The organism is Zoogloea sp. (genome assembly GCF_030157465.1).
Taxonomy (GTDB): domain Bacteria; phylum Pseudomonadota; class Gammaproteobacteria; order Burkholderiales; family Rhodocyclaceae; genus Zoogloea.
In genome coordinates, this window is sequence record NZ_JAOAUU010000100.1 from 1 (window position 1) to 13,735 (window position 13,735).

Annotated in this window: 11 protein-coding genes; 7 read left to right on the forward strand and 4 right to left on the reverse strand. The window is 65.8% G+C overall.

Features of this window, described 5'->3' with window-relative positions; all coding sequences use genetic code 11:
• From Q1W26_RS12645 to Q1W26_RS12670, 6 genes are all read left to right on the forward strand, one after another.
• Window positions 1-192, forward strand: a 192-nt coding sequence (locus Q1W26_RS12645) for a flagellar basal body L-ring protein FlgH (RefSeq protein ID WP_300440611.1), incomplete at its 5' end; no start/stop codon positions are given.
• 11 nt (window positions 193-203) lie between these two features.
• Entirely contained in the window at window positions 204-1,340 is a 1,137-nt protein-coding gene (locus tag Q1W26_RS12650) for a flagellar basal body P-ring protein FlgI (protein ID WP_300440614.1), read from the forward strand.
• 1 nt (window position 1,341) lies between these two features.
• A complete protein-coding gene (gene flgJ, locus Q1W26_RS12655; RefSeq protein ID WP_300440617.1) occupies window positions 1,342-2,340 on the forward strand; it encodes a flagellar assembly peptidoglycan hydrolase FlgJ in 999 nt (332 codons plus the stop codon).
• Between the two features lie 107 nt (window positions 2,341-2,447).
• Window positions 2,448-4,781, forward strand: a complete 2,334-nt coding sequence (gene flgK, locus Q1W26_RS12660; protein WP_300440620.1) for a flagellar hook-associated protein FlgK — start codon at window positions 2,448-2,450, stop codon at window positions 4,779-4,781.
• 15 nt (window positions 4,782-4,796) lie between these two features.
• Window positions 4,797-6,008: a flagellar hook-associated protein FlgL gene (gene flgL, locus Q1W26_RS12665; protein ID WP_300440623.1), complete on the forward strand. Its 1,212-nt coding sequence runs from the start codon at window positions 4,797-4,799 to the stop codon at window positions 6,006-6,008.
• Window positions 6,009-6,019: 11 nt separating this feature from the next.
• Complete coding sequence (locus Q1W26_RS12670; protein WP_300440626.1) at window positions 6,020-6,478, forward strand: hypothetical protein; 459 nt, start codon at window positions 6,020-6,022, stop codon at window positions 6,476-6,478.
• Window positions 6,479-6,496: 18 nt separating this feature from the next.
• Here Q1W26_RS12670 and Q1W26_RS12675 read toward each other — a convergent pair whose 3' ends face one another.
• A complete protein-coding gene (locus Q1W26_RS12675; protein WP_300440630.1) occupies window positions 6,497-8,200 on the reverse strand; it encodes an ABC transporter ATP-binding protein/permease in 1,704 nt (567 codons plus the stop codon).
• A gap of 237 nt (window positions 8,201-8,437) precedes the next feature.
• Between Q1W26_RS12675 and Q1W26_RS12680 the strand changes: the two genes are divergently transcribed.
• Window positions 8,438-8,764, forward strand: coding sequence for a PilZ domain-containing protein (locus tag Q1W26_RS12680; protein ID WP_300440633.1), 327 nt, complete (start codon window positions 8,438-8,440; stop codon window positions 8,762-8,764).
• Between the two features lie 17 nt (window positions 8,765-8,781).
• On the opposite strand, the gene Q1W26_RS12685 is transcribed toward Q1W26_RS12680, so the two are convergent.
• From Q1W26_RS12685 to Q1W26_RS12695, 3 genes are all read right to left on the reverse strand, one after another.
• A complete protein-coding gene (locus Q1W26_RS12685; protein ID WP_300440635.1) occupies window positions 8,782-10,788 on the reverse strand; it encodes an acyl CoA:acetate/3-ketoacid CoA transferase in 2,007 nt (668 codons plus the stop codon).
• 35 nt (window positions 10,789-10,823) lie between these two features.
• Complete coding sequence (locus Q1W26_RS12690) at window positions 10,824-12,224, reverse strand: GntP family permease (RefSeq protein WP_300440637.1); 1,401 nt, start codon at window positions 12,222-12,224, stop codon at window positions 10,824-10,826.
• 170 nt (window positions 12,225-12,394) lie between these two features.
• Window positions 12,395-13,735, reverse strand: a 1,341-nt coding sequence (locus Q1W26_RS12695) for a sigma 54-interacting transcriptional regulator (RefSeq protein WP_300440639.1), incomplete at its 5' end; no start/stop codon positions are given.

Consider the following 13,735-nt stretch of genomic DNA (forward strand, 5'->3'; position numbering starts at 1 on the left):
CGCGGACCTCCCATTTATCGCACCTCACCCTCAGCGTTTATCGCGCGCGGCTTTAATGTCACCGGCAGCAACACCGTGCAATCCACCCAGGTGGCAGATGCCCGCGTCGAATACCGCGCCAACGGCTACATCGACGAAGCCCAGACCATGGGCTGGATGCAGCGCTTCTTCCTGACCGTGCTGCCGTTCTGAGGAGCTTTGCCATGTCTCGCCGTGTCCTGCCGCTGACGCGCACCTTCTCGCGGATCTTTCTCGCCGTTGCCACCGTGCTCTCCCTGTGCGCCAGCGGCCCCGCCGATGCCGAGCGCCTCAAGGATCTCGCCTCCATCGGCGGCGTGCGCCAGAACCAGCTCATCGGCTATGGCCTGGTCGTCGGCCTCGACGGCTCGGGTGACCAGACCACGCAAACGCCTTTCACCGTGCAGAGCATCATCAACATGCTGGGCAACCTGGGCGTCACCCTGCCGCCGGGGCAATCGTTGCAGCTCAAGAACGTGGCGGCGGTGATGGTCACCTCCAGCCTGCCGCCGTTTGCGCGCCCCGGTCAGCAGATCGATGTCACGGTTTCGTCCATGGGCAACGCCCGCTCGCTCAAGGGCGGCACCCTCCTGATGACCCCGCTCAAGGGCGCCGATGGCCAGATCTACGCCATGGCCCAGGGCAGCCTGGCGGTGAGCGGCGTCAGCGGCGCGTCGCCGAGCGGCGGCCGGGTTACGGTCAACCACCTTTCGGCCGGACGCATTCCGGGCGGCGCCACGGTCGAGCGCGCCGTGCCCAGCAGCGTGGGGCAGGGCGATTCGATTTTCGTCGACCTCAACGACAGCGATTTCGGCACCGCCCAGAAGGTGGTCGACGCGATCAACGCCGTTGCCCCCGGCAGCGCCCAGGCCCTCGACGGCCGCCAGATCCAGGTTCGTGCGCCGGACGATCTCAACCAGCGCGTGGCCTTTCTTGGCCGGCTCGAAGGGCTCGACGTGACCCCGGCCGTGCAGGCCGCCAAGGTGATCGTCAATTCCCGCACCGGCTCGGTGGTGATGAACCAGAAAGTCGCCCTGCAGAATTGCGCCGTATCCCACGGCAGCCTTACCGTCACGGTCACCAACGAGCAGCAGGTCAGCCAGCCGGGCGCCTTCTCTGGCGGCCAGACGGCGGTGACCAACAAGGGGGGCGTCGATATCAAGCAGGAAGGCGGCAACCTCTTCAACATCAAGGCCGGCACCAACCTGGCCGATGTGGTCAAGGCGCTCAACGCCGTGGGTGCCAACCCGCTCGAACTCATTGCCATTCTGCAGGCCATGAAGGCCAGCGGCGCGCTGCGCGCCGAACTCGAGGTGATCTGACATGGCCAGCAACGACTTCAGCCAGATCAACGCCCTCGACCCGAACACTCTCGGCGGCCTGCGCCGGCTGTCCAAGCAGAACACCCCGGAAGCCGCCAAGGAAGCGGCCAAACAGTTCGAAGCGCTGTTCGTGCAGCAAATGCTCAAGTCCATGCGCGATGCCACGCCCAAGGGCGGCCTGTTCGACAGCGACGAGACGCGCATGTACCAGGGCCTGCTCGACCAGCAGATGGCCATGCAGCTCTCCACCCGCGCGGGCGGCATCGGCCTCGCCAAGGTGCTCGAGCGCCAGATGAACGTCGGCAAGACCACGGTCACGCTGCCCGACGGGCCGGTGTCGCTGGATACGATGATTCGCCGGGGCTTTGATTCCGCGGCGGCGTCGGCCTCCAGTGCGGCGGCCACTGACACGGCAAGCCGCACGGCAACGCCGGCGGCAAAATCTGCCGCCGCGGCAAGCGGCGCACCGGCAAATGGCGTCGCCCCCATGCTCCCGAACATGCCGGCCGGCGCCGGGCCGCGGGCTTTTGTCGACAAGATCTGGCCCGAAGCCGTCGAGGCCAGCAAGGCAACCGGAATTCCGGCGCGCTTCCTGGTGGCCCAGGCGGCCCTTGAAACCGGCTGGGGCAAGTTCGAACTCAAGAACGCCGACGGCAGCGCAAGCCACAACCTCTTCAACATCAAGGCCGGCAAGCGCTGGGGCGGCGACACGGTGAACACCTCCACCACCGAGTACGCCGGCGGTGTGGCAAGCCGCGAGAACGCCAGCTTCCGTGCCTACGGCTCGTATGCCGACTCCTTCCGCGACTACGCCCGGCTGATCAGCAGCAACCCGCGCTACGCGGCGGTTGTCGGCCAGAGCGACGCCACCGCCTTTGCCCGCGGCCTGCAATCTGCCGGTTACGCCACCGACCCGCTCTACGCCGACAAGCTCGCCCGCATCATCAACGGCCGCACCCTGCGCACGGCCCTTGCCGGCAGCACCGCACCGCTCGCCTGAACCACCCCGGGGCGCCACGCCTCGCCCCGCCGGAAAGTCGGAACCCGGAACCTGGCAGAGTTCTTGCAAGGTGATCTGCAGACACCCCCGACTCAAGGACGCGGATCATGGGCAGCAGCCTCTTCAGCATCGGTCTCACCGGCCTCAACGCCGCCCAGGCGGGGCTGATCACGACCAGCCACAACATCTCCAATGCGGGCACTGCCGGCTACAGCCGCCAGAACACTGTCCAGAGCACCAACCCGGCGATGTTCACCGGCGCCGGCTTCTTTGGGGAAGGCACCCGGGTCGATACCGTCAAGCGCGCCTACAACGCCTTCCTGAACAACCAGGTGCTGTCGGCCGACACCAAGTACAACGAGTACAACACCTACAGCACCGAGATCGCCCAGATCGACAACATGCTGGCCGATGCGACGGTCGGCCTCAGCCCGGCGCTGGAATCCTTCTTCGGCGGCGTGCAGGAAGTGGCCGCCAACCCGTCGAGCATTCCAGCCCGCCAGTCGATGATTTCCACTGCCGAGAGCCTGGTGTCGCGCTTTCGCAACCTCTCCGACCGGCTGGACGACGTGCGTGGCGGGCTGGAAAGTCAGATTGGCGAAACGGTGGGTGCCATCAGCACCTACGCCAAGAACATCGCCGAAGTGAACAACAAGATCATGATCGCCCAGCAGGCCGGTTCGGCCCAGCCGGCCAACGATCTGCTCGACACGCGCGACCAGCTCATCCAGGAGCTCAACCAGCTGGTGCGGGTGTCCACCAATATCGATTCCGACGGGGCCATGTCGATCTTCATCGGCACCGGCCAGCCGTTGGTGGTCGGTTCCATCGCAACCACGCTCAAGGCGCTGCCGGCCATTTCCGACCCCAGCCGCCTCGACGCCAACATCCTCACCCAGAACGGCGGGGCGATTGCGATCCCGGAAAGCCTGCTCGGCGGCGGCAAGCTCGGCGGCCTGCTGGCGATGCGCTCCGGCGCCCTCGATTCGGCCCAGAACCAGCTCGGCCTCATCGCGGTCGGCATCGGCACCGCCTTCAATGCCCAGCACGCCCTGGGGCAGGATCTCAACGGCAAGCTCGGTGGCGACTTCTTCAATCAAGCCGAAGTCAGCGTCACCCGCTACAGCAACGCCTCCACGGCCTTCCCGGCGGTTGACTTCACCGATGTCTCCAAGCTCAGCGGCGACGACTACAAGCTCACCTTCACCGACACCGTCGGCAGCTACACGCTCAAGCGCGTCTCGGACGGTGCCGCGGTATCGGCCGCTGACGTGGGCCTGTCGATCACTCCGAATGCCATCTCGATGGTCGGCGACAGCTTCCTGATCCAGCCGACCCGCTACGCGGCAGGCAATTTCGCAGTCACCCTCACCGACACGCGCATGGTTGCCGCTGCCGCGCCGCTCAGCGCCCGCTCGGGCTCGACGGGTTTGCTCAGCACCGCCGCCAGCAACGGTGCAACCACGATCAGTGCCCCGACGGTGTCGAGCAACGACAAGCTGGCCAGCCTGAATGCCGCGAAGAGCGTGTTTACCTATAACGCGGGCACCGGCAATCTGGATCTCAGCGGCCTGCCCAGCGGGATGAGCGTGAGTTACACCGACGCCAGCGGCACCGTCGTCGGCCCCGCTGCGGCAGCCTCCATTCCCTACACCAGCGGCATGACCGTTGCCCTGTGGCACGCGGGGGCCAGCGGCAACGTCCAGGACGTCTCTTTCAGCATTTCCGGCGCCCCGGCAAACGGCAACACCTTCATGCTCGGCGGCGGCACGAGCAACCTCGGCACCGCCAGCATCAGCGCGCCGGTGGTGACCAACACCCAGAACCTGGCGAGCCTGCAGGCCGGCCTGACCACCCTGAACTACAACAGCGCTGCCAACACCCTGAGCGTGAATAACCTGCCGGCCGGCATGAGCGTCGCCTACACGCCGCTCAACGGTGCCCAGCAAGTCAGCGCGGCGGGCGCGTCGGTTCCCTACTCCAGCGGCATGAGCATCGCCTTCGGGCATACGGACGCTTCCGGCGCCTTTGTGCAGGAAGTCTCCTTTGCCGTTTCGGGCGCCCCGCAGAATGCCGACCAGTTCGTCATCGGTGCCAACACCAGCGGCGTGTCCGACAGCCGCAACGCCGTGCTGCTCGGTAATCTGCAAACCACCAAGATGCTGCTCTCGGCCAACGGCCAGCCGTCGGCCACCTACCAGTCGGTGTATTCCCAGCTGGTCAGCTCGGTGGGCAACAAGGCCCGCGAAGTCAATGTGAACCGCGACGCCCAGGAAAGCCTCGTCGAGCAGGCGACCGCCGCGCAAAAATCGGCCGCCGGCGTCAATCTCGATGAAGAAGCGGCCAACCTGATCCGTTATCAACAGGCATACCAGGCGGCAGGCAAGGTCATGAGCATTGCCTCCAAGCTTTTCGATCAAGTGCTGTCCCTCGGCGCATAACCTGAAGGAACCATCATGCGTGTGACTACCGGCATGATTTTCGACTCTGGCGTCTCCTCGATGCAGAAGCAGAATGCCCGTTTGCTGGAAACCCAGCAGCAGGCGTCGTCCGCCCGGCGCGTCCTGCGCCCCTCCGACGATCCGGTTGCCTCGGCGCGAGCACTGGAAGTGTCGCAGTCGAAAGGGGTCAATGCCCTTTACACGGCCAACCAGGGCTACGCCACCGATGCTCTGAGGCTGGTGGATAGCAAGCTCGGCGCCGCCAACGACATCCTTACCTACGTGCGCACCCGCGCCGTCGAATCCGGCAATGGCGCGTACAGCAAGAGCGACCAGGCGGCCATCGCGTCCGATCTGACCCAGCAGTTCGAAGCGCTGCAGAGCGTCGCCAACAGCCAGGACGCCACGGGCGACTATGTTTTCGGCGGTTATCGCAGCAATGCCCAGCCCTTCACCGGCGGGCTCGCCGGCGGCGTGACTTACCAGGGCGACCAGGGCGTCCGTACGCTGCAGATATCGGCTTCGCGCAACCTGCCGATAACGAGTTCGGGTGACCAGATTTTCAACAACATCCGTGCCGCCAGCGGTTCCGCCTTTGCCCTGAGTGCCTCCTCCAACGCCGGTACGGGGCTGGTTTCGGGGATGACGCTGTCGAGCTACAACAACCACAATTACGAGATCCAGGTCAGCAACGCCGTGCCCGGCCCGGGCGTGGCCTTCACCGCCTTCGACACCACGGCCGGCGGCGCGGGTGTGCCGGTGACGCCGGGTTTGTCGGCCACCGGAGACAAGACGCTCACCTTCGGCGGCGGCAGCGTCACCCTGAATATCAGCGGCGCACCCGTGGCGGGCGACAGTTTCACGGTGTCGACGGTGGCCAGCACCTTCGACGTGCTCGGCAATTTCGTCCAGGCCCTTAATTCCGGCGTCGCCACGGCGACCCGTTTCGGCAGCAGCCAGGCCATCGCCGGCATGGATGCGGCCCAGGAAAGCGTGTCCGTCGTGCGCTCGGGCGTGGGTTCGCGCATGGTGGAAGTGGATACCCAGCAGAACATCAACAGCAGCCTCGATGTGCAATACACCGACACCCTGTCGCGCCTGGAAGGATCGGATTCTGCCAGCCTGGTCAGCATCATCAGCAACCTGACCCAGCAGAAAACCTATCTCGAAGCCGCCCAGCAAAGCTTCATGAAGGTGAGCAATCTGTCGCTCTTCAACTACCTGTGAGCCACACGCCCGTGAAAGCATTTCTGCGTGCCGCCGCCGTGGGCCTCGCTGCCCTCGCCAGCGGCTGCAGCACTGCGCCTTCGCTGGATTGGGCGGCGCTGCCGGCCGGCGCCATGCTGGCCAAGGATGCCGGCTACCTCAAGATGCCGATGATTGCCGGTGCGGTGGTGTTTTACGTTGTGCTCGACCCGCTGGCGCCCAACTGGACGATCGAGGAATCCCGCCAGGGGGACGACCGCTACATCCTCGCGCTGCGCCACAAGGCCATTCACAACGGCGGCGACGGCGAGGCCCGCCAGGTGTTCAGCCGCCGTGCCGCCCAGCTCGCCGGTCAGCCCGGTTTTGGCGCCTACGAGGTGCTGGCGTGGCAGCAGGGCATTGAAAGCTCGCGGCCTTTTGCCCAGCGCGTGGCTTACGGCGAAGTGCGCCTGCTGCGCGTGACGCCACCGGTGGCCGCTGCCAAACCCTGACCCCGACCCTTCCAGCCGCTACTGGCTAAACCGGTAGCGGCTTGCCGCGTGCGTCGCCCAGCCGCAGTTGCCGGTCAGCTCCAGCACCTGGGTGTGGTACTTGAGGATGCTGGAGCGGTGGGCAACGCTGACCAGCGTGGTGCCGGTTTCCTGCAGTTGCCGGTACAGCGCGGCTTCGTTGGCGGGGTCGAGGGCGCTGGTGGCCTCGTCGAGAATGGCGAAGCGGGGCCGGGCGAGCAGCACACGGGCAAAGGCCAGGCGCTGCTGCTCGCCGACCGAAAGCACTTTCTCCCAATCGAGTTCCAGGTCGAGGCCGCCAAAACGGGTTGCCAGCTCGGTCAGGTTGACCTGCTCCAGCACCTCCAGCAACTGCTCGTCGCTGATCGAGGTGTCGTTGTTGGGGTACAGCAGCTGGGCACGCAGGCTGCCGATCAGCATGTAGGGCTGTTGCGGCAGAAAGAAGATGTCCCCCGGCGGCGGTCTGTAAATCGTGCCGCTGCCCGATTGCCAGAGGCCGGCAATGGCCCGCAGCAGCGAACTCTTGCCGCTGCCGCTCTGGCCGACAATCATCAGCCCCTCGCCGGGCCTGATCGCGATCGACAGCTTTTGCACCAGGGTGCGCCGGCTTCCCGGGGTTTGCAGGGTCACATCCTCCAGCGTGAGGTGGGGGGCTTCCTGCGCGTGGATGGTGCTGCCCTTCGGGGCCGAATCGGCCGGCTGTCCGGACAGCACGCCGGCGAGGGTGTCGAGACGTTCGACGCCGGCGGCGAAGCGGCTCAGGCTTTCAAAGTTTTCGATGACCACCGAGATGGCGCTCAGCACCGCCGCGAAGGCGCCGGCGGCCTGCACCGCCCGGCCCACTTCGAGTTCGCCCGACAGCACGCTTTCGGCAATGATGGCGCTCGGGATGACGACGGTCAGCAGCGAGAAGGCCTGCTGGAACAGGTTGAGGCCGAACTGGTTGCGGATCAGGCGTTTGTAGTTGTTGAACGCCATCGTGAAGCGTCGCCTGATCTGTTGCAGCTCCTGCGCCTCGCCCCGGTAGAAGGCGATGGATTCGGCGTTCTCGCGCACCCGCACCAGGCCATAGCGAAAATCAGCCTCCCGCCGCAGCTGGAGAAAGTTGAGGTTCATCAGCCGCACGCCGAACACGTAGATGGTGATCAAGGTGCCGACGGTGGCGTAGCACACCAGGAAATACACCAGCTCGTGGGAGATCGACCACAGCACGCGGCTGAAGGCCACCAGCTGCAGCAGCGCGCCGGTGAAGATCAGCAGGAAATACAGCGAGCGCTGGGTGAAGGTGTTGATGTCCTCGGCGATCCGCTGGTCCGGGTTGTCGATGGCGGCGTTGGCGTTGAGTTCGTAGAACTGGCGGTGGCTGAAGTATTTCTCGAGGAAGCGCTCGGAGAGCCAGCGTCGCCAGTGAATGCCGAGGTTGTCGCGAACGTAGTAGAAGAGGGCCAGGATCGGCACCGCGGCGATGACCACCAGCACGCAGGTCTTGATGGCGTCCCAGAAACGCGTTTCGTCGCGAGCGGCGAGGGCGGATGTGAATTCGCCGGTCAGTTCGTTGAGGAGCACCGCGAAGCGCGTTTGCCCCACCAGTAGCATCACCAGCAGTGCCAGCAGGCCCCACGCCTTCAGCTTTTCGCCATGGCGCCAGTAGGGCCAGGCAATGGCCCAGAAGCGTCGCCAGAGGTAAATGGTCGGTAACTTCATGATTTTCACGCGCCAGCGGTTTTGTTGTGGAGCGGTGCGCCCTGCCACCGCCAAACCGGCCTTGCTCGCGGTGACACCGGCAGCCCTTGAAGGATCCACCAAGCGTGATTAGATCACCAAGCGCAGGCTTCGCGGTTTTTGCTGTTCGGGTTTCTGTCGGCCGCCCCGGCCCGCGTGCCTGCCTGCAAGCGTCTCTGAGCCTTGCGGGGGAGGGCCGAACTTCGTAAGGTGCGCGCATTGCACGCACGAATGAACGACATGGACCGCATGACCGAACGCCGCCGGGATCGCCGCATTCCGCTCGGCTGCAAGGTGGGAATCAAGCTGAAGGGCGCCTCCGCGCTCGTCGTGGGAACCTGCGTCGAGCTGGGGGTCGGGGGGATGACCATCCACTCCACCCACGTGCCGCAGATGGATGAAGTCTTTGAGATCGCCGTGCTGCCGCCCGAGCCGGGCGGTGCCTGGCAGGCCCTGCACGCACGGGTGCGCGTGCGCCGCTGCCACGGGCTGCCGGAGGGTGGCCTCTACGAAATGGGCGTCGAGATCGTCGACGTCATCAAGTAGAGGCCGGGTTTCGGCTTTTAGCCCGCTGACGGTTGATCGAGCCCGGCCTGGGCTTCACCGACGCTGGCGTACATCCGGGGCGGCTGTTCGCTGCGCGTGAAGGCCGCGCCCAGTTGCAGGCGCAGGAAGGTGCTCGAGGTGTAGCGGGTGACGCTGGTGTAGTGCGCGGCGACCAGCTTCTTCACCATTGCCGCGTAAGCGTCGATCAGTTCCGGTTCAATGTTGAATCGATCGTAATTGACGACGGCGCTCACCTTGTGGCCGATCGGTGCCACCCGGGCTTCCACCGCCGCACGGATGCGCTCGATGTCGGCCGCGCTGCGGATCGTCAATCCCTCGAAATTCACGAAGAACAGCTTGCCCGCCGGGTCGTAGGCGAGGCGGGCGTCCATCGGCATGTCGAGCAGATCGGGGCGCAGGTTCATCGGGCCGTCGGCAAAGATGCGCGGGTCCATGAGTGCCGGCTCGGCCGGAATCAGCGGGCGGAAGGCCATCTTGTCCAGAATGTCCCGCTGGATGTCGATGCCCGGCGCCACTTCGATCAGCTCGAGCCCGTCCGGGCCGAGCCGGAACACGCAGCGCTCGGTGATGTAGAGCACCGGTGTGCCGCGCCGGTTGGCCTGCGGGCCGCTGAAGGTGCGGTGTTCCACCTGCTCGACGAACTTGGATGCGCCGCCGTCGTTGAGGATGGCGAGCTTGCCGGCCTCGACGGCGATCTCCAGGTTGCCGGCCGTGAACGTGCCGACGAAAACCACCTTCTTGGCGTTCTGGCTGATGTTGATGAAGCCGCCGGCGCCGGCCAGGCGCGGGCCGAAGCGCGACACGTTGAGGTTGCCTTCCCGGTCGGCCTGGGCCAGGCCGAGAAAGGCCATGTCCAGCCCGCCGCCATCGTAGAAGTCGAACTGGCTGGGCTGGTCGATGATGGCCTGGGTGTTCACCGCCGCGCCGAAGTTGAGGCCGCCGGCCGGCACGCCGCCGATGACGCCCGGCTCGGCGGTCATGGTGATCAGGTCGATGACCTTCTCTTCGGTGGCGACGTTGGCGATGCCCTCGGGCATGCCGATGCCCAGGTTGACCACTGCGTTGGCGCGCAGCTCCAGCGCGGCGCGGCGGGCGATGATCTTGCGCTCGCTCATTTCCATCGGGGCGATGCCCGACATGGGCACCCGCAGCTCGCCCGAGAAGGCCGGGCTGTAGGGCTCGATGAAGGTCTGCATGTGGTATTCGGGTTTTTCGGCGACCACCACGCAATTGACGAAAATGCCGGGAATCTTCACCTGCCGGGGGTTGAGCGAGCCGCGCTCGGCGATGCGCTCGACCTGGGCGATGACGATGCCGCCCGAGTTGTGGGCGGCCATCGCAATGGCCAGGGCTTCGAGGGTCAGCGCCTCCTTTTCCATCGTGATGTTGCCGTCCGGGTCGGCGGTGGTGCCGCGGATGATGCCGACATGGATCGGGAAGGCCTTGTAGAACAGGTATTCCTCGCCGTCGATGTCCATCACGCGAACCAGGTCGGTGGTGGTGCGCGCGTTGAGCTTGCCGCCGCCAAAGCGCGGATCGACGAAGGTGCCGAGGCCGACGCGGGTGAGAGTGCCGGGCTTGCCGGCGGCAATGTCGCGGAACAGGTGGCTGATGACGCCCTGGGGCAGGTTCCAGGCTTCGATGCGGTTGGCCACGGCGAGTTGCTGCAGGCGGGGCACCAGGCCCCAGTGCCCGCCGATCACCCGCGCGACGAGGCCGTCGTGGCCGAGGTGGTTGAGGCCGCGCTCCTTGCCGTCGCCCTGGCCGCCGGCATAGACGAGGGTGAGATTGCGGGGGGCGCCGAGGCCCTGAATGTCTTCGCCTTCATTTTCGAGGTAGAGCGCTTCGAGGGCGACGGCGATGTTTTCGGGAAAGCCGATGCCGACGAAGCCGCCGGTGGCGACGGTGTTGCCGTCGCGGATGAGGCGCACGGCTTCGCGGGCAGAGACGATCTTGCCATTGTCCTGGGAGGACAGCGTGGCGGCGGGCAGACGGGTGTTCATCGTGATGACTCCTGTTGGCCTGGGGGCGCTGCGTCTCAGACGAGACCGGTGAGGTAGTAGGTGGCGATGATGGCGAACACGGCGCTGGTCTTGATCAGCGTGATCGCGAAGATGTCCTTGTAGGCCACCTTGTGGGTCAGGCCGGTGACGGCCAGGAGGGTGATGACGGCGCCGTTGTGGGGCAGGGTGTCCATGCCGCCACTGGCCATCGAGGCGACGCGGTGCAGCACTTCGAGGGGAATGCCGGCGGCGTTGGCGGCGCTGATGAAGGTTTCCGACATGGCGGCCAGCGCAATGCCCATGCCGCCCGAGGCGGAACCGGTAATGCCGGCGAGGGTGGTTACGGTGATGGCTTCATTGATCAGCGGGTTGGGGATGACTTTGAGCGCATCGGCCACCACCAGGAAGCCCGGCAGCGCCGCGATGACCGCGCCGAAGCCGTACTCGGAGGCGGTGTTCATCGAGGCCAGCAGGGCGCCGCTGACGGCGGCCTTGGAGCCTTCGGCGAAGCGCGTCGCGACGGTTTTCCAGGCGAAGACCATGACGGTCAGGATGCCGATCAGCAGCGCGCCTTCCACCGCCCAGATGGCGGCAATCTTGGAGACGTCCTGCACCACCGGGGCGGCCTTGCCGATTACCGCCGGGATGAAGCTGTGGCTCTTGCCGTAGATGGTGGGGATGAGGTCGGTGAAGAGCTTGTTGGTGATGCCGACCAGCACCAGGGGCAGGACTGCGAGGAACGGGTTGGCCAGCTTTTCCTTGTCGTCGAAGGGGGCGGGTTCGTTCACCAGGTCGGTGCCGTAGCCTTCGCCGGCGGCCTGGGCCGAGCGGCGGCGCCATTCCAGGTAGGCCATGCCGGCCACGAAGATCAGGATCGAACCGATGACGCCCAGCACCGGGGCGGCGTAGATGTTGGTCTTGAAGAAGGTGGTCGGGATGACGTTCTGGATCTGCGGCGTACCGGGCAGCGAATCCATCGTGAAGGAAAAGGCGCCGAGCGCGATGGTGCCGGGGATGAGGCGCTTCGGGATGCCGCCCTGGCGGAACATTTCAGCCGCGAAGGGATACACCGCGAAAACCACCACGAACAGCGACACGCCGCCATAGGTGAGGAGCGCGCAGACCAGCACGATGGACAGCATGGCCCGCTCGGCGCCCACCAGCTTGATGACCGACGAGACGATGGACTTGGAGAAACCCGACAGTTCGATGACCTTGCCGAAGATCGCACCGAGCAGGAAGACCGGGAAGTAGTTCTTCACGAAGCCGACCATCTTGTCCATGAACAGCCCGGTGAACATCGGGGCGACGAGGGTGGGGTCGGTGAACAGTACGGCGCCGAGGGCGGCGACGGGGGCGAACAGGATGACGCTATAACCCCGGTATGCGATGAACATCAGAAAGCATAGCGAGGCCAGGACGATAAGAAACGACATGATTTGGATCTCCTCCGTTGTAGGTTTGCGGAGTGATCCATGGCAGAAAGCGTGCCAAGATTTTTCTTATTGATTAATAAGGAAAATTTTTTAAAAGGCCGGCCCGGCTGTCCGGGCTGCCGGGCAGGGTGTCTGCGCTGGCAGACAGCTTTCGGCCGGGGCGGCAGCGATCAGCCGTTCGTCGAGGAGGAGATGCCCAGCGCGGCGAGCTTTTCGTACAGCGAGGCCCGCGAGATGCCGAGGCTGCGGGCTGCCTGGGCCTTGTTGCCGCCGGCGGCGGCGATGGCGGCGACGATGGCCTGGCGTTCGGTGTCCTGCTGGAGCTGCTCGAGGGTGCGTGCGCCGCGGCTTGCGGCGGGCTCGGTGTGCGCGCCAAGGCCGGGCAGGATCTGCTCGAAGTCCGACCGTTCGAGGCGGTCGGCGTCGGACATCAGCAGGGCGCGTTCGAGCACGTTGGACAGCTCGCGGACATTGCCCGGCCAGGTGTGCAGGGCCAGGTAGTCCAGCGCCGGCGCGGCAATGCTGCGCGGATGCTCGCCGAGCTGGCGGGTCAGCGCTTCGGCGAGGGATTCCGAAATCAGCGGGAGATCGTCGAGGCGTTCGCGCAGCGGCGGGACGTCGAGAGTCATCACGTTGAGCCGATAGAAAAGGTCGGCCCGGAAGCGGCCTTCTTCCACTTCCTTCGCCAGCTGGCGGCTGGTGGCGGCGATGATGCGCACGTCGATGGCGATCAGCCGGTTCGAGCCGACGGGTTCGATTTCCTTTTCCTGCAGCGCCCGCAGCAACTTGGCCTGGAGGGCCAGGGACATGTCGCCGATTTCGTCGAGAAAGAGCGTGCCGCCCTGGGCCAGCTCGAACTTGCCGCTACGCCCCTTGCGGTCGGCGCCGGTGTAGGCGCCCGGCGCGACGCCGAAGAATTCCGATTCCAGCAGCGTATCGGGAATGGCGGCGATGTTCACGGCGACAAAAGGTCCGGCCGCGCGGGGGCTGGCGGCGTGGATGGCGTGGGCCAGCAGCTCCTTGCCGGTGCCGGTTTCACCGAGGATCAGCACCGGCGAGCTGGCGCGGGCGGCCCGCCGGGCCTTGTCCTTGACCGCGACGCAGCGCGGGCTGGCGCCGACGAAGCTGGTGAAGGTGTATTTGCTGCGCCGCGCTTCGTCGAGTTTGCGGCGGGTGTCGGCCAGCTCAAGGCGCAGGCTCTGGAAGCGCGAGACAAGCGGCATGAGCTGGCGGGGGTCGTCGAAGATCATCACGCCGACGCCGCCGATCAGCTCGCCGGCGGCGTCCCGCACCGGCAGCCGCATGACGACGAAGGATTCGCTGCCGAACTCCATGATGTCGAGCATGATCGGCTTGCCGCTGGTCACCACGCTGCGCATCAGGCTGTTGGGAATCACGTCCTCGACCGGCAGGCCGATCACCGACGCCGGATCGGCGATGCCCAGGTGGCGGGGGTATTTCTCGTTCATCCAGACGATCCGGGCCTGCCGGTCGACGATCAGCAGCCCCTC

Excerpts from the sequence above, each read along its gene's own strand:
- Q1W26_RS12685 (WP_300440635.1), bottom strand. The coding sequence starts at position 10,788 with ATGAACACCCGTCTGCCCGCCGCCACGCTGTCCTCCCAGGACAATGGC.
- Q1W26_RS12690 (WP_300440637.1), bottom strand. The coding sequence starts at position 12,224 with ATGTCGTTTCTTATCGTCCTGGCCTCGCTATGCTTTCTGATGTTCATC.
- Q1W26_RS12650 (WP_300440614.1), top strand. The coding sequence starts at position 204 with ATGTCTCGCCGTGTCCTGCCGCTGACGCGCACCTTCTCGCGGATCTTT.
- flgL (WP_300440623.1), top strand. The coding sequence starts at position 4,797 with ATGCGTGTGACTACCGGCATGATTTTCGACTCTGGCGTCTCCTCGATG.
- Q1W26_RS12675 (WP_300440630.1), bottom strand. The coding sequence starts at position 8,200 with ATGAAGTTACCGACCATTTACCTCTGGCGACGCTTCTGGGCCATTGCC.
- flgJ (WP_300440617.1), top strand. The coding sequence starts at position 1,342 with ATGGCCAGCAACGACTTCAGCCAGATCAACGCCCTCGACCCGAACACT.
- flgK (WP_300440620.1), top strand. The coding sequence starts at position 2,448 with ATGGGCAGCAGCCTCTTCAGCATCGGTCTCACCGGCCTCAACGCCGCC.